A 25731-nucleotide genomic window follows, 5' to 3' on the forward strand; every position below is an offset into this window, starting at 1 on the left:
CCCAATGAAGGGCTCTACAAATAAAGCAAAGGAAACAACATGAGAAAATTGGTTATTGGCGGTCTATGCGCCTCGTTAATTGCGGGCTTAAGTGCTTGTAGTAATGACAAGACAGTCGTTACGCCTGCTGCAGATGTAGCAAAAACGGCGACTGCTGCTGCAGTAGAAAAAGCACTTACGTCTGGTATCACGTTTGATAACATCGACAAGTCAGTGCGCCCCCAAGACGATTTCTACATGTATGTTAACGGCGCATGGATGAACAAAGCAGAAATCCCTGGCGACCGTACTAGTATTGGTGCTTTTTACGACTTACGTGAGAACGCACGTGATGATGTTAAAGCCATCATTGAAGATTTAAGCGCGACCCCAAATCTAGCCGATGGCACAGATGAACAGAAAGTGGCTGATTTATATCGCTCATTCATGGATGTTGAAACGCTTGATAAATTAGGTATTGCGCCAATCCAAGCTGATTTAGATAAAATTGCAGCCCTGAAAGATAAAAAAGAATTAACCGCCTTTTTTGGTGAAAACCAAGCAAACGGTGGTGGTACACCTTTAGCATTCTATATTGAAATTGATGCTAAAGACTCAAGCCGTTATGCCACACATATTTGGCAATATGGCTTAAGCCTGCCAGAAAAAGATTACTACTTTAATCAAGAAGAACGCTTCGTCAATATCCGTAAAGCCTACGTTGAGCACATTGAAAAAATGTACAACCTTGCTGGCTTACCAAATGCAAAAGCCAACGCTGAAGCCATTCTTGCACTGGAAACTCAAATTGCAGAAAAGCATTGGGACGTTGTTGAAACGCGCGACAGCACTAAAACATACAATCTATACCAAGTTAAGAATCTGCCAGAATTGGCCTCAGAAATTAACTGGGATGGTTATTTAGCTGCGCTTGGCGGCGACAAGCAAACTGATATCATTATCAACCAACCAAGTTATATCCAAGGCTTAAACGAGGTAATTAAAAATAACGACCTTGATACTTGGAAAAACTACATGACTTGGATGGCATTAACTCATAATGCCAGCAATTTATCTCAAGCATTAGATAACGAGAACTTTGCCTTTTTCTCTAAAACCTTAAACGGTCAAGAAGAACAAGAACCTCGTTGGAAGCGTGGCGTCAGCACTGTGAGTGACACACTGGGCGAAGTGGTTGGTAAAGTGTATGTAAAACGTCACTTTGCACCAGAGGCTAAAACCCGCATGGAGCAACTAGTTGAAAATCTTCGTGGCGCTTATAGTTCAAGCATTGATTCATTAGATTGGATGAGCGCTGATACTAAGGTTGCAGCAAAAGACAAATTAGCTAAGTTTAACCCTAAAATTGGCTACCCAAACAAGTGGGATGATTACAGCAAATTAACCATCAAAGCAGATGATTTAGTCGGTAACGCTAAACGTGCTGCGATAGTTCAACACAACAAAGATATCGCTAAATTAGGTCAGCCGATTGATAAAGACGAATGGCACATGACCCCACAAACGGTTAACGCCTACTACAACCCAACCATGAACGAAATCGTGTTCCCTGCTGCGATTTTACAACCGCCATTCTTCAACTTAGAAGCTGATGATGCGGTTAACTACGGCGGCATTGGTGCGGTTATTGGCCACGAAATGGGCCATGGTTTTGATGACCAAGGTGCTAAATTTGATGGCGAAGGCAACATGCGTGACTGGTGGACCGAAGCTGACTTAAAAGCATTCGAGTCAAAAGGCAATGCATTAATCGCTCAGTACAATGGTTATCAAGTGTTTGACGACCTACACGTCAATGGCAGCCTAACATTAGGCGAGAACATTGGTGACTTATCAGGTGTGACTATCGCCTATAAAGCTTACAAAATGTCACTTGACGGTAAAGAAGCACCAGTTATTGATGGCTTAACAGGCGATCAACGTTTCTTCATGGGCTTCACCCAAATTTGGCGGGTAAAAATGAAAGAAGAAGCAATGCGTAACCGCGTTGCAACTGATCCGCATTCACCTGGCCATTTCCGTGCATTAGGTGCGTTATCTAACATGCCTGAGTTCTACAGCACTTATGACGTGAAACAAGGCGACAAGATGTATATCGCGCCAGAAAGTCGCGTAAAAATTTGGTAATTTAAGTCGCTGTGAATATTGACTAAGGTCACAATTCCTCTCAAAAGGGCATCATTCGATGCCCTTTTTTATTAAACCTTGTTCATTCAGCCCCTATTCAGTGAAAAAGCGGTACATTGGATTAACAGACACTATGTGGGAAGCTATTCAATGAATAAGTTGTTTCGTACCTTTTTTATATTCTTAATTTTATTGTCTACTCGTGGTGCTATTGCTCAGCCTAACGAGGTTAAATATAACAAGTTAGCTCCGCCTTCCGATTTTAGTCAAAAATCAGCTAACGATATAGAGCAGCTAATGGCGCTCCATGAGCACAATAATGAGCTTGTTTTACAAGACACTGATAACTTGCACGCTTTAATGAGTCGAGCACCAGTGGCGCAACAAGAACTTATCAGTCTACTCAAGATGATCAGTCAATCAAGCAACACCGACATCATTACTCCTGCCACTAAAAGTTATCAGCGTGCGGCTCAAAAAGTACAAGCAAAGTTCAATGGCGACGCCAGTCAACTGACAGATATAGCAAGGGCAAGTGTGGTGGCCGATGACGTTAAAAGCTTGCTATCAAGCTACCAGCAACTGCGTCAACATACCGAAATAGTGCAATTAAAAAACCGTTTTGCACATCCAAAAGTGTCGGGCTATCGTGACTTAAATGTATTGGTGAAATTGCCCGAGAGCCAAATGGTAGTTGAAGTACAGTTTCACTTAAATGATATTGCCCAAATCAAAAGTGGCCCAGAGCATTATGTTTATGAGCAAATCCAACAAATAGAATCCCAAGCTAAAGCCACATCTAGACACTTAAATGACATAGAACAAGCAATGATAGCCAAGCTTCGTCAAGACTCGCACAAGCAATACCATAAAGCCTGGTTAAGTTATAAACGTCAAAGTTTATATAGTTCACAACGACAAGTTGCATAAACACTGATAACTATCCTTATGATGAACAATTCACACCGCCCGAAGCCTTTTCTAATCATCCAAGTTTCCACCCTTTTAGCGCTCATATGAGCGCTTTTTTTTTGCCAAACAAGATCCGCAACAATCACATCTGCTATACTCGCGCCCATTACAATACGATCTGCTGGACGATGCGATGAATGACATTATTGAACAACTACAAGAATTAAGTGAAACCGTACCGGTACCGCTAGAACTACCGACGTTTGAGCAACTTGTAGAGGTTGAAGAACAGATCTTAATTGGTTTACCCAAGGATCTAAAAGAATACTTACTTTATGGTAGTGATGTTATTTATGGCACGCTTGAACCCGTTACCGCTGCAGATCCATCCTCACATACCTACTTACCTGAAGTAGCCTGCTATGCTTGGTCTATTGGGCTACCCAGAGAGCAAATTGCCATTTGCCAAATCGGTGATAGCTTTTATTGTATTGATGAAGAAAGCCAAGTGTTGTTTTGGAAAAAAGGCCGATTTAGCGATAAGGTTTGGGAATCGTTTTGGCATTGGGCCGAAGATGTGTGGCTTAATCGATAAAACGCATTAATTAAGTCCAATTGCGGCTAATTTACGTCGAAATATAAATACCTAAATAAATCCTTAATACGAGAACGTCCATGTCTAAAAATAGCGGTTTAAATGCAATTGAAATCCAATGTTTACGTCAATCTTTCGGCTTAACAACAGAACAAGTTGCTAGCATCACTAACGCCAGTAATGAAGATGTGTTGTTGTGGGAATCAGGCGAGAAAGAAGCACCAATTCCAGCGCAGAAAAAGCTGTTAGAAATCGATGATATTATCGAAATGCAGGTGCTTAACACTTCTGATGGTATTGAAGAGTTATTTAAAAAAGAACCTAAGCGTCGGTTGGCGTTTGTGGTGTATCCGACACAAGCTCTCTACACCCAATACAATCCAGAATTTTTAAGCTCTTTGCCATTAACTGAATTGTACAATGCCGCTGCATGGCGGATTAAAAAAGAATGTAAACTCGTGCTTGAAGTGGATGTAAGCTTAGTTGCACTAGATGCTGAAGCCTATAAAGCTTATCGTGCAGATAACGGCATGAGCGAAAGCCGTGAAAGCCGTGCAAAATGGGCTGCAACTCAATTATAAATGTCTCTATGTTGAGCGCTAATAACTAAAAGGAAGCCTCGAGCTTCCTTTTTAATAACCGTTATTGAGTAACATCGGCAAGTGCTTCAGTTTTAGCTAATGCATTGGCTAAAGCTGGACGTTGCTTTAAGCGATTACGAAATGCCATCAGCTTTGGCGGAAGCGTTTGCTCAAATCCCATCGCCCAGCCTAAGGTTTGCGCTAATAAAATATCGGCTATGGTGGGTGAATCGCCACAGACAAAGCCAGTATCTGGCACCCAAGCTTCAGCAATAGCAGCGGCTTGATCAAACTCCCACTTAGCTACGGCAAACATGGCCTCCAATCTAAGTGGTTGTGGCAAGGCAAAGCGATGTTTACCCATACTCCACAGCGGTTGTTCAAGCTCACTAATCACAAAGCTCACCCAGCGTTCATGAATACCTGACGCTTGCGTACCTGGTTTTGGCAACCAGTTACCTTGTCCGTATTTTTCGGCTAAATAACGCATAATGGCCGCGGATTCGCTTAGCACGAACTCACCCTCGGTGATCACAGGCATTTTACCACTAGGGTTAAGGGCTAAAAATGCTTCTGCTTTATTTTCACCTTTAGCAAAATCGATAGCATGAAACTGCCACTCAACACCTAACTCTTCTAAAAGCCAAGATACGCGCAGCGCACGACTTTTTTGGGTTCCGTATAAGGTAATCATTTAAGCTCCTATAGCGTGAGAATAATGACAATAAAAAAGCCACATTGCACCTTAAGTGAATGTGGCTTTTGTTATCTTATGACGTTGTCATTAGAAGTTCATTGTGACTTTAGTATAAATATAACGGCCTAATGGGTTATGTACACCCATTGCATAACCATATAGATCAGCATCGCCATCGCCAATCGCAAATGATGGCTCTTCATCAAACACGTTATTAACACCTACAGATAGCTTAACCGTGTCATTGAAACGATATGAGCCAGACATATCGACTAACAACTGCGCATCAACTGTACGAGTTTTGTTGTAGTCTTCAAACTCACCGATATAGCTTAAGTTAACGTTAGCGGCAAAGTCATCCATCATCCAGTTAGTTGTTGCTAACCAACGGTGTTGTGGGTACTCGTACTCACCAGTGTAATCAACAGTATTGCCATCAACTTCTTTTTCAAAGCTGATTAAATAGCTGTATTCTAAACCAAACTTGATATCACCATAGCTGTTTAGCTCAAGACCATAATGGCTAGATAAATCTACACCTTGTACTTCTTGTGAACCAATATTGACAAATGCTGATTTGATTACGTCAATCGTACCAAAGGTTTCACCCGCTTTAGGCGCATTTCGTAAACAAATAGTGCTGTTTTGATCACCACAGTGTTCGTTGTAAACATCTAGATTTTGCAGTGAGTCAATTTTGTTGTCTTGGACGATATTGAATAAATCAAAACCAATATCAAACTGCTGACTTGGAGCCCAAATCATACCCAGGTTCCAAGTCTCAGACTCTTCTGCCTCAAGATCAGGGTTACCAGCAAACACAAAGTTGTAGTCAAGTAGTTCACAATCAACGTTATCAGCAGCACAACGGTAGCTATCGGTTAAAAAGTCACTCTTTTCAGAAGGACCTAAGCCAATTTGCGCAAGCGATGGTGCACGGAAACCTGTAGACCAAGAACCACGTGCAGTGACTTCGTCACTAATGCCCCATTGGAAAGCAACTTTTGGGTTAGTGGTTGAACCAAAATCACTGTAACTGTCGTAACGGCCTGCAAGTTGTAACTCAAAGTTATCAGCAACAGGGATAGAAAACTCAACATAGACAGCATGTTGATCACGTGAGCCAAACGCAGAGACGGCTTCAGTACCAAAAATCAGACCGCGCTGGAACTGCTCATCAGGCACGTCACTAACACTTTCTTCACGATACTCTGCACCAGCTGCCATCATGATATCGCGATCGGCGATAGTAAAGGCTTGACCTGAAATGCTGGCGTCATAAGCAGTAATACTCGACTTACCTTGTCTTACTAGACTTGTGGTGATGCGATCAATCACATCTGGCGAGTTCATCGTGCCGCCAAACGGGTTGTAGTTACCCGCATCAATTTCGGCTTGTAAATAATCGGTTCTTACCCAACCTTGTGAGCGGTCACCTGTTTGAGTCGATTCACTGCGGCCACGTTGCGCTGATACTTCCCAGTCCCAATCATTGATAACGCCACGAAGACCGGCAACAATACGCATGGTATCTGACTCGATATCCCAACGACGTGCACCAGCATCAACTGTACGATAGCGACCAATCTCAATATCTTGTCCAAAAGGATTATTTGGATGAGTACCAGGAACTGTCAAGCCTGCATCTTCATCCAATGGCGTTGGTGCACCGCCTGCCTCAGAAGTGTTGTGCTGTACAGATAACTCTAAAAATGCAGTTAAGTCTTCACCTAACATATAATCAAACTGGCCAATAGCACCAACACGTTCAGCTGCTGGAATGGTTAAGTTATATGGACCGTAATCAAATAGACAACTCCCACTCGATGTTGCGCTATCAGCAGGACAATCTGGGTCAATGGTTTTCACGCCATTGACATAGAAATAACCAGGGAAGCCGCGTGATGAACGGTAATCTTCACCGCCATAAGGTGACTGGTTTGCAGTGCCAAAGCGGCCCATGTCTTCTGCAGACAAGGTGCCATTGGTAAAGTAATCAAGGATAATTGATGCACTGCCTTTGTCAGCTTTTATGCCCCATACTAGGCTGGCTGTAGTTTCATCATAACCAGTGCCATTGTCATCGCCATAACCCAAGTTAAGTTCAATACCTTCAATATCTTTTCTTAAGACAATATTGACCACACCTGCAATTGCATCAGAACCATAAATGGCTGAAGCACCGTCTTTAAGAATATCGATACGTTCAATCGCCGATACCGGGATATTGTTGATATCAACAAACGAATTTGAAATTCCTTCAGCAAATGCACTTGCTCCAACACGGCGACCATTGATAAGAACCAAAGTCGCATCAGGGCCCAAGCCACGTAAACTGATTGATGCACCACCGTTAGCGGTAGAATCTTGACTGTTTCCACGAGTAGAGAAGGCACCTGAACCGTTGGCAGGCATACGTTCTAATAATTGTTGTAGGTTGTCAAAACCCATATTAGCAATATCGTCTTTATTCAACGATTGTACTGGTGAAGGTCCTTCAATATCAGTCCGTTTGATACGAGAACCCGTCACTTCAATTCGTTCCACTTTTGAATCGGCACCAGCATCAGCAGCTTGTGCAACAAAGGCGATAGGAGCGAGAGATAGAGAGACAGCGATAGCGCAAGCACTGCGTAAAAGGTTACTTTTTTTCATGATCATCCTTAACGTTAAATTATTGTTTTATATCCATGACTACTGCAAACTGCGGTATGAGCATACCGCTGACAACTTTGTTGGATTGACACATCCAACTTAGGTTAAAATTTAACAAAGTCAATACAATGGCTTAATGTAAATGTAACCAATCACTTAATCAAGAATAAATAGTTAAAAAAAGTGAATTTAAATCTATTTAACAAGGAGGTCATATGAGCGATAAAACACTAGTTAGTGCCCACTTCCACGCAAACCTAGGCCTGTATTGGTTGTTGTCTGGCAGCCTAGTGTTTATCCTTAGCTTTATTGGTATTCCATTGTTATTACTATGGTTTCCATTGGGACTATTAGCGACTAGGCATTACATTAATAATATGAGTGCTGAACTAACCGAGCAGAAACTGATTGTGCGTAAAGGCTTATTCACACGGACTGAAAATACCGTTCCATTGGATAAAATCACCGACATGGCACTTATTCAAGGTCCTATTATGCGTATGTTTGACCTTCATAAACTGACCATAGAAACCGCGGGACAATCTTCTGCAGGCGCATTGATTAGCTTAACGGGCGTTGTAGATGTTACTCACTTTAGATCTCAAGTACTGGCACAAAAGTCAAAAATCATGGCACAAAAAGGTAACGCCCCTGCCGATGAAAATACCGATGTACTAATCCTCGACCACCTGCAACAAATGAATGCCACTTTATTGCGCATAGAACAGTCATTAAACGCTAAACCATCAAACTAGGTTTTTTTATTATGCTTAAGCAACAAACTGCATCAGACTTACCGTGGATATCTCGCGCAAGCACACTTTTTAAAGCCACTGGACCTGGAATCTTAATGGCCGCCGCCGCGATTGGCGCTTCTCATTTAGTCGCCTCAACTCGAGCCGGTGCCGAATTTGGTTGGCAACTGGCATGGCTCATTTTATTAGTCAATATCGTTAAGTACCCTTTCTTCGCTGCTGGCGCTCGCTACACTGCAGCCACTGATGAAAGTTTATTGCATGGCTATCATAAGCAAGGCCGTGGATATTTGATGCTGTTTACCGGGCTCAATGTGATTGCTGCCATTGCCAGTACCGCTGGGGTATGCATGTTAACGGCGGCAATGTTAACTCAGTTTATTCCGCTATCAATTGACCTCTTAGCGCTAATTGTATTGGCCAGCTCGTTAGCACTATTGATTTTAGGCCACTACAAACTGCTTGATAAAATGACCAAAATTATCATGCTAGCTCTTACACTCACCACCCTAGTCGCCGTGGCATTGGCCTTTAATCGTCATAGCGGATTCGGCACTCCAGTGATCAGCGAATCTCCCTGGCAATGGGCGTATGTCGGTTTTTTAGTGGCGATGATGGGTTGGATGCCCGCGCCAATAGAAGTCAGCACTTGGAACTCGTTATGGTTAATAGAAAAACGTAAAACCCAAACGGTGACCGCCAAGCAGGCTATTTTTGATTTTAATTTAGGCTATGTCACCACGGCTGTGTTGGCGATTGTATTTTTAGCGCTAGGCGCATTAGTCATGCACGGCAGTGGTGAGCGTTTTTCTGATTCAGGCGCGGCATTTGCCTCACAATTGATCACCCTTTATAGCCAAGTTATGGGTAATGAAAGCCGTTACTTAATTGGCATTGTGGCGTTTTTATGTATTTTTAGCACCACAGTGACTGTGATAGATGGCTACAGCCGCACACTCGAGATGGGCTGGAAATTGTTGTCTAACACCACATCAACACGCAATTATTTAACCCCCATCATGCTCGGGATCAGTGCGCTTGGTTTATTACTTATTCTATTCTTTAAAGGGGCCTTATTACCGTTGCTAGAATTTGTGATGATCCTTGCTTTTATGACCACAGTTATTTTTGCTTGGCTTAACTTCCGGTTAATGACCAGTAACACCTTAGCGGAAAAGCATCGTTATGGTCGTGTTATGGTGGGGCTGTCGTGGATTGGTTTATGGTATTTAGTTGGCTTCGCTATCTTATTTGTTTATTGGTATCTCACAAAATGATCACATCACAATGGTGTAAATACTTAACTGGCTTACAAAAAATCACCCGTTTGTTACTGGCATTAATAGTAACCTCAGTGTCATTTCAACTCAGTGCATTTGCGTTAACTGCAGCGGATGTGCAAACCATCATAGATAAGGATTCAAGACCGTTTAGCGGTAGCATTGTCATTAGCGATAATCATAACCGTTATGTTAATTACCAAGCAGGTAACGGCATAACACCAGACAGCATATTTATGCTTGGATCTATTTCTAAAACGATCACCGCCACGCTTGTATTACAGGCGGTGGATCAGAAAAAGTTAGCATTGAGCGATAACATCACAGATTACCTTGAGATAATCACCGAACACCCAATCACGATTAGTCAGCTATTAAATCATACTTCAGGAATAACACCGCCTAAATCACCGAGTCTTAATGCCGGGTCTCAATTTATACCTGCCAGCCAGTTTAGTTACTCAAACTATGGCTATAAATTGCTTGGCGATATATTAACTCAGGTTTACCAACAACCTTATGGGCAATTGGTTAATCAATTTGCCCTAACCAATCAGCTTGATCTCCAAGCTAATACCGGTTCAATTGCGCAGCGTCAGGCTAAGCAAACACGCTTGGTTGATGGCTATACCGAGCAACAGCAGCAGCGGACACAATTAACTGATTTTACGGTAGACCCTGACTTCATTACATTTGGCGGCATGCAAGCCAGTAGTGCTGCTGTGGTTAAGTTTGTAAATGGTTTACATCAAGGCCAATTTTTATCTGCCACAAGCTATCACGCCATGACCCATGCAAGTACTATCAGGCAGCATCGTTGGGGAGAGGTAGGCTATGGCTATGGTTTGCAAATCAGCCAACAAGCAGGCTTAGTTGAATACAGTCATTCAGGCTATATTCCGGGATACATCAGCTTAATGCTCTATTATCCGCAATCGCAATTAACCGTTGTGATATTGGAAAACACCTCGTGGGATCTGGATAATATCGAGCGTGTTTTTGGTCTACACGACAAGATACGCCAAGCAGTAAGAAAACAATTAACCACATACGAATAATCTGACGGATCAATGATTTCTCGCTATAATAGTGTTTCGTCAATTGACCTAAACCATTTATGCGCCGCCGCGCCAGAGAGCCTTATGATTAACAACGATATTCTTCGCCGTATTCGCTTTGTGTTTGACTATTCAAATGCCAAAATGATTAACATTTTCAGCCAAGCCAATGTAGACATGTCTTCAGAGCAGATTATTGCGCTGTTGAAAAAAGAGGAAGAAGAAGGTTATCAAGCATGTAATGACACATTAATGTGCCAATTCTTAGATGGTTTGATCATTCAAAATCGTGGCTTAAAGCCTGGAGCAGAAGTGCCAGCGCCTTTGAAGCAATTGACCAACAATCTAATATTCAAAAAATTACGCGTTGCACTTGAAATGCGTGAAGAAGATATTATTGCCACGTTACTGTTAGCCGATTTTTCGATGACTAAATCTGAGTTAGGTGCGTTATTCCGTAACCCAGATCATAAAAACTATAAGCCATGTGGTGACCAAGTGTTAAGAAACTTCGTTAAAGGTTTATCAGTCAAACATCGCGGCAAGTAATATTCGCCTAGATATTGAGATAATGCTTTATGAATGCGTAGCTTAGGCTACGCATTTTTGTTTTTAGCGTTTACATATAAACAACCAAAAATGAGAGATGAATAAAAATACTTAAGAATAATGTGATTTGACTCACTTAACAGACCACAAAAAAGATCAGACGTGATAATCTATAATCGTAAGAAAACCAGCCCTATTCTAATAATGATCTAACTGGATCTAACACATTAAGGTTCCCCATGGACGATAACAAACGCCCCCTCTATCTTCCTTTTGCTGGCCCGGCCATTCTTGAATCACCACTGCTTAATAAAGGCAGCGCATTTAGTGAAGAAGAGCGGGTATTTTTTAATCTTGAAGGCCTCATTCCTTGGGTTATTGAAACCATTGATGAACAAGCTTCTCGTGCGTACGAACAATTTAAAAACTTCACCAATGATCTCGATAAACACATCTATTTACGCAATATTCAAGATACTAACGAAACCCTATTTTATCGTTTAGTACGTAATAACATTAGCGAAATGATGCCGATTATCTACACGCCTACGGTAGGATTAGCCTGTGAACGCTTTTCTAAAAACTATCGTCGTAACCGTGGCTTATTTATTTCATATCCGAATAAAGATCGCATTGATGATATTTTAAATAACTCAACTCGCCAAAAAGTGAAAGTCATTGTGGTTACTGATGGAGAACGTATTCTCGGTTTAGGTGACCAAGGTATTGGCGGTATGGGGATCCCAATTGGTAAGTTATCACTTTACACCAGCTGCGGCGGAATTAGTCCGGCCTATTGCTTGGCAGTAACATTAGATGTGGGTACCGATAATCCGCATTTAATCGAAGACCCTATGTACATGGGCTGGCGTCATCAACGTATTGGCGGCGAAGAATATACTGAATTTGTTGAAGCTTTCATGCAGGCTGTGAGCCGTCGTTGGCCAGATGCGTTAATTCAATTTGAAGATTTTGCGCAAAAAAATGCCATGCCATTGCTTGAGCGTTATAAAGATCAATACTGTAGTTTTAACGATGATATTCAAGGTACAGCAGCAGTTACTGTTGGGTCACTTCTTGCGGCATCTAAAGCGGCGAAGAGTAAGCTTAGCGAACAACGGATTACCTTCTTAGGTGCGGGCAGTGCGGGTTGCGGTATTGCTGAAGCGATTGTGGCACAAATGGTCTCAGAGGGCATTAGTGAACAACAAGCTCGTTCACAAGTCTTTATGGTTGATCGTTGGGGGTTATTACTTGATAACATGCCTAACTTATTACCATTCCAACAAAAGTTAGCTCAACCTTGCTCTACGATTGAAGCATGGGAAAATTACAGCGACAATATTTCGTTACTTGATGTTGTGAATAATGCTAAGCCTACAGTACTCATTGGGGTATCTGGTTCGCCAGGTTTATTCACTGAAGAAATCATTAGAGCAATGCACAAGCATTGTAAACGTCCAATTGTATTCCCATTATCGAATCCAACGAGCCGCGTTGAAGCGACTCCTAAAGATATTTTACATTGGACATCAGGCCAAGCATTAGTGGCAACAGGCAGTCCATTTGAACCTGTCGTTGTGAATGATGAGACCTTTGAGATAGCGCAATGTAATAATAGCTTTATCTTCCCAGGCATTGGCTTAGGAGTATTATCTTGCGGCGCGAAGCGTGTGTCTGACGAAATGCTCATGGCATCTAGCCGTGCATTAGCAGAGTGTTCACCTCTAGGTAAAGAGGGAACTGGGTCGCTATTGCCACGCTTGGAAGATATTCAATCTGTCAGTAAATATATTGCTTTTGCCGTTGCTAGAGCCGCCATTGATCAAGGTTTGGCACTGCCCTGCACTGATGAATTACTGCTGCAATCAATTGAAGCTAACTTCTGGGAACCTGAATACCGTCGTTACAAACGTACGTCATTCTAAATTATTGATAAGCTTGGTTAAGTTATCTTTAACCATAAAAAATCCCAACCTGAGTTGGGATTTTTTGTTTCTAGCAAACAATTAATTTATCTGCCCATAATCTTTGGTTATATATTTGGGAACGCCAAACTTAAGTGCACATAATTAGGCAGACATGACTAATTTAAAGCTATTCAATAATGGTCTGTCAGTACGCGCTTTTTTAAGCTTACGTATACACTCTCTCAATGATTGCTCGGCTAAACGGCCAAATACACCATCATATTCATTATTGTTCATTTCTTCTTCAGAGTCGGCACTATCAGCAATTTCTTGCGCAACACGGCTTAACTGCATCCACGCATTGGCAATGTAAAAGCCATGAAACTCCGCTTTAGTCATTAACTTTTGCGCACTCGCTGGCAAACCATTCCATGCATTGGCAAACGTATTGGCTTTGTCGTCAATAAGTTCGCTAAACAAACCTTCATAAGCCTCAAGCAAGGTTTCAGGTAACTTATCCATCGGCAACACTTTATTGGCTACGTTATACGAAATTTGTTTTGCGACTTCTTGATACTGCGGGTCAACTTTTGTCATGTTTTTCTCTCTAAAATCTGCCACTAATGTACACGCCGTAAGTGTCTGATGAGGCAATTGGAACAATACTAATCCCTTTATAAGGGTCGGTGAAATACCACCCCGCCACGATACCAATGGCAGCACCAGCCAATACATCTTCCACATGATGTTGATCACTGGCAACACGCGTATATGCTACATAAGAAGCTACCGCATATGATGGAATGCCATATTTCCAGCCGTAACGCTGGTTGATAAATGTCGCTGCAGCAAAGGTATCGGCACTGTGACCAGATGGAAATGAATCATTACCACTGCCATCTGGGCGATCTTTTTCTATACCGTATTTCAGTGCTTCAACTAACAATCGACTTGATACACCGGTTTTAACTAATTGCCAAGCACCTTGATAATCATCTTCGACAATTAAACTTCCTGCCAATGCAGTGGCCGGAAGTAATATGTGCAAAGCGTCACCCGATGTTTCCAGGCTTCCTTCAGCATGACAAGGCGATAATGCTATCAGCAAACTTAATCCGATAAATTGCACAATTCTCTGCAACATTTCTATCTCTGTTTATTTCCAAAGGCGTCTTTATACTCGTCTAGATAACTGAATGCAAATAGCCCTGAGTCGCCAGAAAAATACCCTTAACAGTGAATAAGATTAACATATTGATAAAAATAAGATTATTGAACAATAACGCAAGGCTATAATTTAATCACAAGACTTTTCAAGTCGAAGTCTGTTAGTCTTTGTCACATAGAATTAACAATAACAACTTGAGAAAATGCATCCTTGCCCACTTTAAAGCTAAGCAGCATTATTCATATCATTATGCTTGTCTGTGCCATAGGATTTAGCAGCATTGCTTATGCTAATCCAGTGAAGAATTTACGCGCCGATGAAATTTATACACTATTAGACAGTGGTAACTTTATATCCGATGAAGATAATCGTAAATTACTCAGCGAGTATAAAAGTATCTTGTCGGATGACGATATTATTCGCCAAGAACTCTATATACGTCTTAATTGCTGGAGTTTGCCGGCGAACACAACGGAAGAAATGCAAGCCGCGGTTAAATATGCCGATAAATACCTGCAAATATATCGTCAGCCAGCCCCCTCTTTAATCCAGATTGATCTGCAGTATTGTAAGGCTTGGTTTTTGTATGCGCAGGGAGAAAGTGACAGCTTATTTGCCGACCTAAATACAGCGATACTTAATGCTTATAAACTTGAAGACCCGCGCTTGATTGCGGATGGCCGAAGCACTAGAGGTGCAATCCTATCTTATTTAGGTAATTTTTCTGAAGCACTTGAAGATCTTATTACAGCGCAAAACTTATATGAGTCTCTTAATTTAACTTATTGGGCAAATGTTAATTTAGGTGAGCTGGCCAATAGTTATCGCCGCTTTGGCGATGCCCGGACCGCATTAACATATCAAATAAAACTCGAAAAAAGTTATCTCAAAAATAAACAGATTTATGAAGCCAATCTCACCAATAATCAAATTGCGCTGTCATTAGAGAAGCTTGAACGTTATGAAGAAGCCATTGAACGCTTCCAAAAAACGCGCGATTTTTGGTTAACAGAAAATAACCCTATTGCTGCTGCGGATGCATCTATTAGTATTGCCGGTAACTTAATCAGCTTAAATAGACTTAAAGACGCTGAGGTGATTCTGCATGATGCTCAAAAGGTGATTACACCCAAAAATGATAATAGTTATAGCTACATGAATTTATTTATGGCCAAGGTGCATTACCAGCAAGAGCTTTATCAGCAAGCATTAATCGATATTGACCAGGCTGAAAAAGCATTTAATTTCAGTAATAATATCCGTGGCCTCAATCAAGTGTTGCAGCTAAAAAGCGAAATATATCAAGCCTCACAACAATGGCAACTGGCGTATGAAACCCTAAAATTGTTTGTCGAGTCACATCTATCATATGACAAAAAAGTACTTTCAGAGCGCAATGCGGAGATGCAAGCTCGATTTGATAACAACAAGATTCAAACTGAAAATACAATGCTTATTCAAAGGGATAAAGAAAAACAGCTGCAATTGGACATCATGAAGCGCAATGAAGACATGCAGATCATTATTATCAGCTTAGTCGCGATCATTTTAGTGATTGTATCTATCTTCGCCTACAAACAACTGCTCAGAAAACGTCTGTTTAGGCGTTTAGCGCTCACCGATGAACTGACCAAAGTAGCCAATAGACGTGATTCACATTCTCAAGGTAATTACTTTTTAAAAATCGCTCAGCAATCATCCACGCCATTATCATTGATTTCATTTGACGCTGATAACTTTAAAGCCGTTAACGATACATTAGGCCACGATATGGGCGATAAAGTACTGGTAAAACTAGCGGCAATTAGTACAAGCATGATGCGTGACACTGATGTGATTGGTCGAGTTGGTGGTGAAGAGTTTTTGATTTTATTACCGAATATCGACAAAGCAAAAGCCATTGAGATTGCTAATCGCTTAGTCGAGACCATAGCAAAATATGATTGGTCACAAATCTCGCCTAATTTGCATCAAACAATCAGTGCCGGAGTCGCCAGTTACACCAATGAAACAGAGTTGTCGCCATTATTGCTAAAGGCCGACAAAGCGCTCTATTCTGCCAAAGCTGCCGGCCGAAATTGTGTCAAAGCCGAGTAAAACGCGTATAATTTCCATGTGTTTACTTAATGATAGTGTTATGACAACAACGACCCCAGTATTAACGCCTGATCCAATTACCGATCCTGAGATCAATTCAATCCCCGAGCCCTGCCCATTGACCGCAGCTCAGCTTGATGTGCTCAATAGACAGATCAAGCTTTGGGGTAAAGAACTTGGTTTTGCTCATATTGGTGTTGCTGATGTCGACTTAAGCCAACATGAGGCAGTATTACAAGATTGGTTAGATAAAGGTTACCACGGTGAGATGGCTTACATGGCTAATCATGGAATGATGCGGGCTAGACCCGCTGAATTACATCCAGGAACCATTAGAGTCATTTGTGCCCGGATGGATTATCTACCGCCTGACGCTGGCTTTGCCAGTAATTTAACCGACCCCAACCTTGGTTATATTTCTCGCTATGCCGGTGGACGTGATTATCATAAATTAATCCGCCAACGGCTTAAAAAACTCGGTGATAAAATTCATCAATATTGCCAACAATTCGACTTTCACAACACAGATTTTAGACCGTTTGTTGACTCTGCACCGATTTTAGAACGTCCATTAGCCGATAAAGCGGGACTAGGCTGGACGGGCAAGCACTCACTCATTTTACACCCTGATGCCGGCAGTTGGTTTTTTCTCGGCGAGTTATTAATTAACTTACCTTTGCCGTTAGATATCCCAATCGAAGAAGGCTGCAACACTTGCGTAGCCTGCATAAAATCATGCCCAACAGATGCGATTGTCGAACCCTATGTGGTCGATGCAAGGCGATGTATATCTTACTTAACCATTGAATTGCAGGGCGCTATTCCAGAAGAGTTTCGTCCACTCATCGGCAATCGTATTTATGGCTGTGATGATTGCCAACTCGTGTGCCCAGTTAATGCTAAAGCACCACTGACCCAAGAGACAGATTTTCATACTCGCAGTGCGCTTATTCAACCCGATTTACTGACTCTATTTGCGTGGTCTGAAAGCCAATTTTTAAGCCAAACAGAAGGCAGCGCGATTCGCCGAATTGGCCATAAACGTTGGTTACGTAATATCGCGATAGCATTAGGTAATGCTCCGGCTAATCCGGCCATTATTAGTGCATTAGAGCAACGTAAACACAGTGATGAAGTAGATGGCATAGTGCTTGAACATATTGAATGGGCATTAGTGCAACAAATACAAAAAGCGCCACAGTCGGCGCTTTCACGTAAAACTCAACGAGTAATCAGATCAATCCAAAAGGGTCTACCCAGAGATGCATAAACCACATGCGACAACTAAGCATTAGGGTCTAAGGTAAAACCCACTTTAACGGTGACTTGCCAGTGAGCCACTAAACCTTCTTCCAAGTGACCACGGGTTTCGATAACTTGAAACCAGCGCAAATGTAATAAACTTTTATTGGCTTCTGCAATCGCATTTTTGATCGCCTCATCTGAACTGATCGGTGATGAACCCACTAGCTCAATGACTTTATAAGTGTGACTCATAATCGCTCCTTTGGTTAACTGAAAGACGTATTTTGAGTGTAGTCAATAATGGCTCAGTTCACAGCAAATAGGCTCAATGAGTCCGCTGTGAATACCCCATCAGCCAGTATCGCAAGGTTGAAAAGTTAATCACAGAGTTCTGCAACAAAGCCGCAGCTCCAGCGATCAGCTGGTGGAGCACAATGACCCATTGTGAGCAGCATCATGCTAATTAAAACTGGCGTCGAAGCACTTTAGTCGCTGCAATCATATTGCGCAGCGCTGGCTCTACTTCATCCCAAGTACGGGTTTTTAAACCACAATCAGGGTTAACCCATAATTGTTTCACCGGCACTTTCTGCGAAGCTTTAGTAATAAGATCAACCATTTCGGCTACCGTTGGAATATTGGGCGAGTGAATGTCATACACCCCAGGACCAATTTCGTTCGGGTAACAAAAATCTTCAAACGCATTCAATAATTCCATCCGTGAGCGCGAAGTTTCAATGGTGATCACATCAGCATCCATAGCCGCTATGGCATTAATGGTGTCATTAAATTCGCTGTAACACATGTGAGTATGGATTTGAGTTGCATCGTCTACACCAGCCGCCGACAACTTAAAGGCATCTACGGCCCAAGTTAAATAATCTGCCCACTGGCTCTGTTTAATCGGTAAACCTTCACGAAATGCTGGCTCGTCAATTTGAATAATGCCAATGCCGGCTTTTTCTAAATCGATCACTTCATCGCGCACCGCTAACGCAAGTTGATTGGCAATATCTTGACGAGGGATATCTTCTCGAGCAAACGACCAATGCAATATGGTCACTGGGCCTGTTAGCATGCCTTTGACAGGCTTGTCGGTTAAACTTTGCGCATAGGTAGCCCAATCAACCGTCATCGGCTTAGGACGTGATACATCACCATAAATTAGCGGTGGTTTTACACAACGAGAGCCATAACTTTGCACCCAACCAAATTGAGTAAAGCCAACACCGTCGAGCTGTTCACCAAAATACTCCACCATGTCATTTCGTTCAGCTTCACCGTGCACTAATACGTCAATACCGAGTTTTAGTTGACGACAAATGGTGTCCTGAGTGACTTGCTCAAGCTGTAATCGGTAATCAGTGTCATTGATTTCGCCTTTACGCCAGCGTTTGCGTAAACCACGAATCGCAGGCGTTTGCGGAAATGAGCCTATGGTGGTTGTGGGAAGTAATGGCAGTGCTAGCTTCTGTTGCTGAGCAATAATACGCCGAGCAAAAGGGCTATGACGTTCAAAATCACTCGCAGTAAGCTGTAACACACGTTGAACAACCTCTTGATTAGCTGCAGCAGCTGTGGCTAAACGCCTTTGCTGGCAACGATCAATAATCACTTGGCTGCTTTGTGAATCTTGATCGTTAATTAGCTGCTGAATGTCACTAAGTTCAAACAGTTTCTGTTTGGCAAATGCTAATTGTCCCTGTAACGGACTGATCAATTGCGTCTCGACGTCAACATCAACCGGACAATGTAACAATGAACAAGAAGGTGCAATCCACAAACGATCGCCCAACGTGGTCGCTAATTCTGCCAGCTGATCAGCAATAACATCAACATCGGCAGCCCACACGTTGCGACCATTAATCACTCCAACCGATAAAATTTGTTGGCTTCCGAGCGCTTTGATAAACGCCTCAACTTGTTGTGGTGCTGTGACTAAATCAAGATGCAAACCATCAACCGGTAATGCACTCACCAATGCTTGATGATGGCCAATAGAGCCATAATAACTGGCAAGTAATATCTTCAATGATGCCGGCTTTTGTTGCGCTAAAAATTGATAACTGTGGCGAATGGCTTGCTGCCACTCCTCGGTTAAGTCTGCGGCTAATACTGGCTCATCAAGTTGTACCCAACTCACACCTTGGTCTGCAAAACGTTGCAAAATCTGCTGATAAACCGTCAGTAGCTGCGGTAATAACGATAGCTTATTAAACTCAGTCAGGCTTTTCGATAAATACAAATACGTCACTGGGCCAAGCAATACCGGTTTTACTTGATGACCGAGTTGCTGCGCTTCACTGACCTCATCAAACAACTGTTCGAAGGCAATCTCGAAGCTTTGATCTACACTAAGTTCAGGCACTTGATAATGATAGTTAGTGTTAAAAAACTTAGTCATTTCTGCTGCACAGGCATGTTGGCCAGTTTGCGATCGGCCACGGGCAACACGAAATAAGGTGTCTATATCGATAGGCGCTTGGCTGCCATCGGCTTGAGTAGCTCGGTGGCGATCTGGGATCACATTTAAGGTGGCACTTAGGGTTAATACTTGGTCGTAATAAGCAAAGTCGCCTACTGGAACTAACTCAACGCCGGCATCTGCTTGCCACTGCCAATGCGTTTTTTTTAATTCACTGGCGACCTGTTTCAGTTCAAATAATGAGATTTCTGCGCGCCAATAATGCTCAAGTGCAAACTTCAATTCACGCTGACGTCCAATGCGGGGAAATCCTAAACTTGAAATTTTCATGCTGCTTTCCTTTTCGTTGAAGCAAAATTTATAGCCATTTATGCAGAAAAACCCGCATAGGCGTCTGGACGTCTAGAAGTTTATTGTGCTACTCTGCTGTCAAGCAATCGAATTGATTTCATCGGCTAGTTGAGCAAGATTCATGTGGAGAGAAAATGATAGAGCTTAGACACCTTCGCACCTTGATGGCGTTAAAGGAAAGTGGCAGTTTAGCGGGTGCAGCTAAAAAACGATTTGTAACCCAGTCGGCGCTTTCTCATCAAATAAAAGAGTTAGAAACACGGATTAACTCAACTATTTTTGTTCGTAAAAGTAAACCGTTAACGTTTACTCACGAAGGTTCACGTCTGCTGAATTTAGCGGAAGAAATCTTACCGAAAGTGATTGCAACCGAATCTGATCTTAAGCGCGGTTTAGAGGGTGAAAGCCAACAACTTAAGCTCGGCATTGAATGCCACAGTTGTTTTCGTTGGTTAATGCCGGTTATTGAACAATTTAAACAATATGCGCCAGCAGCTCAAATTGATATTTCAAGTCGTCATTTATTTGATTCACTCAATGCGCTGGAAACGGGGAGTTTAGACATAGTGCTCACCTCTGACCCAGTGCCTGGACATAGCGTAGCTTATCAACATCTATTTGATTTTGAAGTAAAGTTAGTCGTTGCCAGTGATCACGCATTGGCGACGCAAGCCTTTGTAACCCCAGCTCAATTGGCAAAGCAAACTTTAATCAGTTACCCAGTGCCTCTCGCGCGTTTAGACATATACAAACACTTTTTAGAGCCCGCTGGTATTGAACCTGGTGAGCAAAAACAATGCGACTTAACCTCAATGTTATTGCAGCGAGTTGCCTGTAATGATGGCGTAGCCACCCTACCAACTTGGTCTATTCGAGAAAGTCAGGGGCTGAGTCTTACGGCGGTAAAATTAGGCGCAGAAGGACTAAAACGTCCATTGTTTGGCGCGTATCGCCGCGATGCCACTAATGCAAATTTAATTCAACAGTGGCTCGAGCTGGTAGCAAGTGAAGGTATAAATTTACAGCGGGTTGATTAATAAACCTCTTTTAGATAACACGCGTCGAAGCACAAGTCCTGGAGAATCAGGGTTTTGTGTTTGGCGTAAGTTATGGGCAATTAAAAACTCTTCGCGTAAATCGTCATCCAATCCTAATGCATCAAATGCATCAAGGGATAATTGTTGTTGCTGGTTATCAATCAGTGATTTTAATACTTTTAGTGACACGGGACGAGACAGCTCTGCATTTAAATAGGCAAAAGCCGTTAATACAATCACCTGACCAAAAACACTAAATAATGCTAAGGTTTGCATTTCATCCGCATCAATTTTGATGTTATCACCGGTTTCAATCTGCTCACGTAACTGTTCTAAACAATCATCCGCAATCGTTTCATTTAAGGCCCAATAACCTTGAACTAATTTTTTGTAAGGTTCAGAAAGTTCATCAAGGCGTTCTTTAAGATAAAAGGAAAATGCATATCGATAGATATTCACTTGGCCTAAACGAATTAAGCAATCTTTAACACTGCGACTTTTAGTCGATATCATTCCAGCTGAATGGGCGCTATTACTGCGCAATAACAAGTGTGCAGCCAATGCCGGATCAGCAGAGACTATGTCGATTACGATTCTAATATCAGCTTCGTTAATCAGGGCTTTTTTTAATGGAATTAATATGCCACGACGACCAATGACTTGCTCTTCATTGCTAATAATAGCTTTAACTTGAGTAAAAACTTGTTGCTCAAGACTCGTCATATCTATCGATTACCTTTTTTAAAATTAACACACTATTAATCAATTTAACGGTATATTAAAACGAAAGCCAGCGATAGTTTACTGGCTTTCATAAGTAATAATTTACTGACTGTCGTGACTAAGACTTGATCAACAAAATTATCTAGAAACGATAACCCGCTGTAAGTCTAATTGAACGACCAGTACCTGAATAATAGCCACTGCCATAAGCAGAGTAATACCCTGTGCCGACATAGTCTTCATCAAGTAAATTATCAATACGTAAACTGGCATTCCACCCTACATAGCTGTAATTCAACGCAAGGTTGGTTAATACATAACTGTCTAACTTATCGCCAGCATTGCTGTTGTCGCCTTCCATGTAACGCTCGCCAGTGTAAACACCTTCAACAAACGCTTGCCAATGAGCTGATATATCGTAACTCATATAAGCTTTACCAGAGTGCTTGGCCACCCAAGATAATGCTTTACCATCGTTCTCGCCTTGAGTGAATTCTGCATCAATATAGTCGTACGACGCACCTAATAACCAATTCGTTGAAAGCTGAACATCATAAGCCGTGCTTATACCAAAACGACGTGATTTATCAGCGTTAACGTTAGCACCGCCACCATAAGGACCATCGGTACGACCACCTTCGTAAACAATCTCATCTTCTAATTCAAGTTGATAAGCATTGATCTTCAATGTTTGAGTGGTAGTGGTATAATCCCAACCCGCTTCATAAGAGCGACCCGTTTGTGGATCTAACCCTTGAGTTGTCAGCGGTGTATAAGCTTGTTCATCGACTTTGGCAAAGCGGAAGTTATCATTAGCACGAACATAAAAACGATGTTCGCTGCTCGGACGATAATTAACACCAAACTCAAGTGCATGGGCGTCATTATCAATTTCAATACGGTTAGGATAAAGTAACTGATCATACAAATCGTCAGTCACTTCCGAGTAACGGCCACCTACTACATAAGATAATGTCTTGGTAATAGGCACTGATGCTTGAACATAAGCACTACGTTGAGTCTGTTTATTATTGCGTTGAATAGAAGCCGTATCAAAATCTGCTTCACCTGTACTCACATCAATGCCGGTGACCAAATTCAAGTCGCCATGATCTAAGTGATAATTGGCGGTCGCTTTAGGCGAAAAGCTTAATAAGTCACGCTCAATTCGCCCTTCACTGCCATATAGCAGACTGGTGATTAACGTGTCAGAATAGGTTAAATCGGCACTCAATGCCCAAATATTATTTAACTGGTACTGATAGCCACTGCGTAATGCGGTGGTCATTTCATGAGTGAATTCACCCTCAGAAAAAGGAGCCACTTGACGAGGATTGGCTTCATATTGCGCTAAGGTCAGTGCACCTGGTACTTGACGATCATTATCAAAATAATTAACTTCGACAAAAAAGTCTTCTACGTCAGTTTGATACTGAATGCGACCTAAAATAGAACTGGTGTCATTGTCGTTATTGTCGCGGTAATTATCACTTTTGTTATAACTCGCCGCTAAAAAGTAACGCCATGCATCATTGATAGCACCCGAAATATCACCTTTCGCTTCATAAGTGTCAAAACTGCCACCACTGACTTGTATGCCACCACTGGTTTCTGTTGGTGCTTTAGTAATAATATTGATAACGCCGCCAACAGCTTGATCGCCATATAACACACCAGCACTACCAGATAGAATCTCAACTCGCTCAATTAAGTTAATTGGAATAGATTCAATACTCGGTGCAGCAATATCAATGTTATTCAGTCTGCGACCATCAACTAAAATCAGGGTGTTATTCGCCGCTTGCGAAGCTGAAAATCCGCGCATAGAAAATACTGTTCCCGAGTTATTATCCGACACCTGAATACCAGATTGTCCACGTAATAAATCGGTTAAGTTAGTCGCGCCGCTCATTTGAATGTCAGCAGCATCAATCACATTGACGTTGGCAGCAATATTTAATGGCTTAGCAGCATTACGACCAATAACCACTAGGGTTTCATCCATGCTGATTGCTGAAGATGAAGAAGATGTAGCCGCTGAGTCTGCTGCCATAGCATTCACACTGACTACACTGAAGAATGCACTTAATAGCAATGCAATTTTTGTTGGTTTAGTACCCATTTACCTTTAACTCCTGAAAGGAAAAATGGGGCAAAAGTGCCGCAATATAGATGACGACTGTTGGCAAATCTACAGATCAATTCTGAGCGTATGCCAACAAGCGGTATTATATTACATTTCGAGATCTGCCCACCGAAATCATCGAAATCACCTTTAAGGCCGGTCTCCGGACTAAGGCTGTGGTGCTAAGACCTCAATGGCATAGCACGCGCGAGTCTAGATGATTAACGCAATCGAGTTGCGCACCTGACTCTCACCAATCACCGTTGCGGGGGCAGTACCAGACTTGCACTGGTTTCCCGATTATCCTGCTGTGGGATATTGACCCACGGCAAGCACCATAAAGATTGACTCACTCACCTCAACGCTGACTTAGCCTTTAGGTGAGCGATTAAAATAACATGAGGCTCAGCTCAACATTAAAAAATATGTCTTTGGTTATGACAAGCTTGTATTAAGTCACTGCGTGCTAAACGTAACCGTTTGCGCAGCAAAATAATAACGCGGCGATTATAACGGATCCTAAGGTGTACTTCATACTTACAAAAGGTAATCTCACAGATAATTCAACTTAATGATAAATAAACTCATAGATTGCGATGGTCTTAAAGGCTAAGGGAGCTGGTGAGCACACATTTACATTCGTAAACATCAATATGTAAAGTTGAAAATTGGATACAAATAAGTGTAAATGACATCTTCGGGTTAATGTTCAACACCGAGAAAAAATGATTAGGGCTGGGTCATGAACTGACGATAATTATCGATAGTGATAGGTGCGGTATCAGGAGTAAATATGTCGGTACGAATAGATTTATGAATAAGATAGACATCATCGTCGTCACTTATTACCGTAAAATAGCCCATTTCACCTTGTAAAGGGGATATAAAAGACGTTTCAATCACAGCTGAAGCGCTATGAATATTAGGCATACTGGTACAACCTAATAAACCATGCACAGCCTCGAGGCCATCCACCTTAGAACTGCCGAGCTGTTGATAAATAACCTGCCCTTGGCAATGTTGTCGATAAGTGTCAGCCATTGAATTTAAAAATTGTTCTGGTTCAACGTCATCGGCTAAGCCCTTAAAGCCTTGCATACAGACTAAACGAGACCAATTATTTAACGACTCATCACTAGGAACAAACTCAGCCATGGTCATATCACCACGTTTTTCATTAAAGGCAAGCTTCCAATCCAATGGTGGTAAAAAACCAAACTTCGCAGACAGCTTTGTCAGTTGCTGAACATCATCAGACATCACCGCAGTAGCTGATGAATGACCAACTTCACCAAATGTCATGGGGATTTGAGAGGTAGCAGATGCACTACTCGGGAACAGGAACAATATCCCTATGCACCCCGAGCAGCCAATAATTGCAGCAATCTTGTTCATCCAAATGAATCCTTATTTGGTCAAGATAAAGATAAGTTGATCGAAA

The 25731-nt window shown here is 42.0% G+C and carries 21 protein-coding genes and 1 riboswitch; of the genes, 12 read left to right on the forward strand and 9 right to left on the reverse strand.

The genetic code is table 11. The features are described 5' to 3' along the window. The first annotated feature begins 39 nt into the window (after nt 1-39). The 4 genes from H5123_RS07005 to H5123_RS07020 all read left to right on the forward strand — a co-directional run bounded on the left by H5123_RS07005 (nt 40) and on the right by H5123_RS07020 (nt 4215). Nucleotides 40-2127: a M13 family metallopeptidase gene (locus H5123_RS07005; protein WP_124015576.1), complete on the forward strand. Its 2088-nt coding sequence runs from the start codon at nt 40-42 to the stop codon at nt 2125-2127. A gap of 150 nt (nt 2128-2277) precedes the next feature. After that, a complete protein-coding gene (locus H5123_RS07010; RefSeq protein ID WP_182697485.1) occupies nt 2278-3057 on the forward strand; it encodes a RelA/SpoT domain-containing protein in 780 nt (259 codons plus the stop codon). Between the two features lie 175 nt (nt 3058-3232). Beyond that, nucleotides 3233-3634: an SMI1/KNR4 family protein gene (locus H5123_RS07015; protein WP_124015574.1), complete on the forward strand. Its 402-nt coding sequence runs from the start codon at nt 3233-3235 to the stop codon at nt 3632-3634. A gap of 80 nt (nt 3635-3714) precedes the next feature. Further along, a complete protein-coding gene (locus tag H5123_RS07020) occupies nt 3715-4215 on the forward strand; it encodes a DUF4447 family protein (protein ID WP_124015573.1) in 501 nt (166 codons plus the stop codon). Nucleotides 4216-4276: 61 nt separating this feature from the next. Here H5123_RS07020 and H5123_RS07025 read toward each other — a convergent pair whose 3' ends face one another. Both H5123_RS07025 and H5123_RS07030 read right to left on the reverse strand, forming a co-directional pair. After that, nucleotides 4277-4909, reverse strand: coding sequence for a glutathione S-transferase family protein (locus tag H5123_RS07025; RefSeq protein WP_182697486.1), 633 nt, complete (start codon nt 4907-4909; stop codon nt 4277-4279). A 90-nt stretch (nt 4910-4999) separates the two neighbouring features. Continuing rightward, entirely contained in the window at nt 5000-7567 is a 2568-nt protein-coding gene (locus tag H5123_RS07030) for a TonB-dependent receptor (protein WP_124015571.1), read from the reverse strand. A gap of 215 nt (nt 7568-7782) precedes the next feature. On the opposite strand from H5123_RS07030, the gene H5123_RS07035 reads away from it, so the two are divergent. From H5123_RS07035 to H5123_RS07055, 5 genes are all read left to right on the forward strand, one after another. Beyond that, on the forward strand, nt 7783-8322 hold the full coding sequence (locus H5123_RS07035; protein ID WP_182697487.1) for a PH domain-containing protein: 540 nt from the start codon (nt 7783-7785) through the stop codon (nt 8320-8322). 11 nt (nt 8323-8333) lie between these two features. Further along, complete coding sequence (locus tag H5123_RS07040; protein ID WP_182697488.1) at nt 8334-9599, forward strand: Nramp family divalent metal transporter; 1266 nt, start codon at nt 8334-8336, stop codon at nt 9597-9599. Beyond that, entirely contained in the window at nt 9596-10660 is a 1065-nt protein-coding gene (locus tag H5123_RS07045) for a serine hydrolase (protein WP_182697489.1), read from the forward strand. Before H5123_RS07040 ends, H5123_RS07045 begins: the two co-directional genes overlap by 4 nt. 84 nt (nt 10661-10744) lie before the next feature. Next, complete coding sequence (locus tag H5123_RS07050; RefSeq protein WP_124015567.1) at nt 10745-11209, forward strand: DUF1456 family protein; 465 nt, start codon at nt 10745-10747, stop codon at nt 11207-11209. 239 nt (nt 11210-11448) lie between these two features. Next, a complete protein-coding gene (locus H5123_RS07055; RefSeq protein WP_182697490.1) occupies nt 11449-13137 on the forward strand; it encodes an NAD-dependent malic enzyme in 1689 nt (562 codons plus the stop codon). A gap of 144 nt (nt 13138-13281) precedes the next feature. Here the strand turns inward: H5123_RS07055 and H5123_RS07060 are convergent, their stop codons facing one another. Next, complete coding sequence (locus H5123_RS07060; RefSeq protein ID WP_124015565.1) at nt 13282-13716, reverse strand: DUF3069 domain-containing protein; 435 nt, start codon at nt 13714-13716, stop codon at nt 13282-13284. A 10-nt stretch (nt 13717-13726) separates the two neighbouring features. Continuing rightward, entirely contained in the window at nt 13727-14263 is a 537-nt protein-coding gene (locus tag H5123_RS07065; protein ID WP_124015564.1) for a phosphatase PAP2 family protein, read from the reverse strand. A 234-nt stretch (nt 14264-14497) separates the two neighbouring features. Between H5123_RS07065 and H5123_RS07070 the strand changes: the two genes are divergently transcribed. Continuing rightward, nucleotides 14498-16384 carry a diguanylate cyclase gene (locus tag H5123_RS07070; protein WP_182697491.1) on the forward strand — a complete coding sequence of 629 codons (1887 nt, stop codon included), beginning with the start codon at nt 14498-14500 and terminating at the stop codon, nt 16382-16384. Between the two features lie 40 nt (nt 16385-16424). Next, nucleotides 16425-17654, forward strand: a complete 1230-nt coding sequence (queG, locus tag H5123_RS07075) for a tRNA epoxyqueuosine(34) reductase QueG (RefSeq protein WP_182697492.1) — start codon at nt 16425-16427, stop codon at nt 17652-17654. Nucleotides 17655-17668: 14 nt separating this feature from the next. Here queG and H5123_RS07080 read toward each other — a convergent pair whose 3' ends face one another. Beyond that, nucleotides 17669-17881 carry a dodecin gene (locus H5123_RS07080; protein ID WP_124015561.1) on the reverse strand — a complete coding sequence of 71 codons (213 nt, stop codon included), beginning with the start codon at nt 17879-17881 and terminating at the stop codon, nt 17669-17671. Between the two features lie 211 nt (nt 17882-18092). After that, on the reverse strand, nt 18093-20384 hold the full coding sequence (gene metE, locus H5123_RS07085) for a 5-methyltetrahydropteroyltriglutamate--homocysteine S-methyltransferase (RefSeq protein ID WP_182697493.1): 2292 nt from the start codon (nt 20382-20384) through the stop codon (nt 18093-18095). A gap of 155 nt (nt 20385-20539) precedes the next feature. Here metE and H5123_RS07090 point away from each other — a divergent pair, with 155 nt between their 5' ends. Further along, nucleotides 20540-21442 carry a LysR family transcriptional regulator gene (locus tag H5123_RS07090; protein ID WP_182697494.1) on the forward strand — a complete coding sequence of 301 codons (903 nt, stop codon included), beginning with the start codon at nt 20540-20542 and terminating at the stop codon, nt 21440-21442. Here H5123_RS07090 and H5123_RS07095 read toward each other — a convergent pair. The 3 genes from H5123_RS07095 to H5123_RS07105 form a co-directional block, all read right to left on the reverse strand. Then, nucleotides 21425-22165, reverse strand: coding sequence for an HDOD domain-containing protein (locus H5123_RS07095; RefSeq protein WP_182697495.1), 741 nt, complete (start codon nt 22163-22165; stop codon nt 21425-21427). The genes H5123_RS07090 and H5123_RS07095 overlap by 18 nt on opposite strands. A 142-nt stretch (nt 22166-22307) precedes the next feature. After that, entirely contained in the window at nt 22308-24287 is a 1980-nt protein-coding gene (locus H5123_RS07100; RefSeq protein WP_182697496.1) for a TonB-dependent receptor, read from the reverse strand. A gap of 139 nt (nt 24288-24426) precedes the next feature. Continuing rightward, nucleotides 24427-24645: riboswitch (cobalamin riboswitch) on the reverse strand. A 374-nt stretch (nt 24646-25019) separates the two neighbouring features. After that, the gene (locus H5123_RS07105) at nt 25020-25685 is read right to left on the reverse strand and encodes a hypothetical protein (protein ID WP_182697497.1); all 666 of its coding nucleotides are present in this window, start codon (nt 25683-25685) and stop codon (nt 25020-25022) included. Nucleotides 25686-25731 lie beyond the last annotated feature (46 nt).

This window comes from Shewanella sp. SR43-4 (genome assembly GCF_014163845.1).
In the GTDB taxonomy this organism is placed as follows: Bacteria; Pseudomonadota; Gammaproteobacteria; order Enterobacterales; family Shewanellaceae; genus Shewanella; species Shewanella vesiculosa.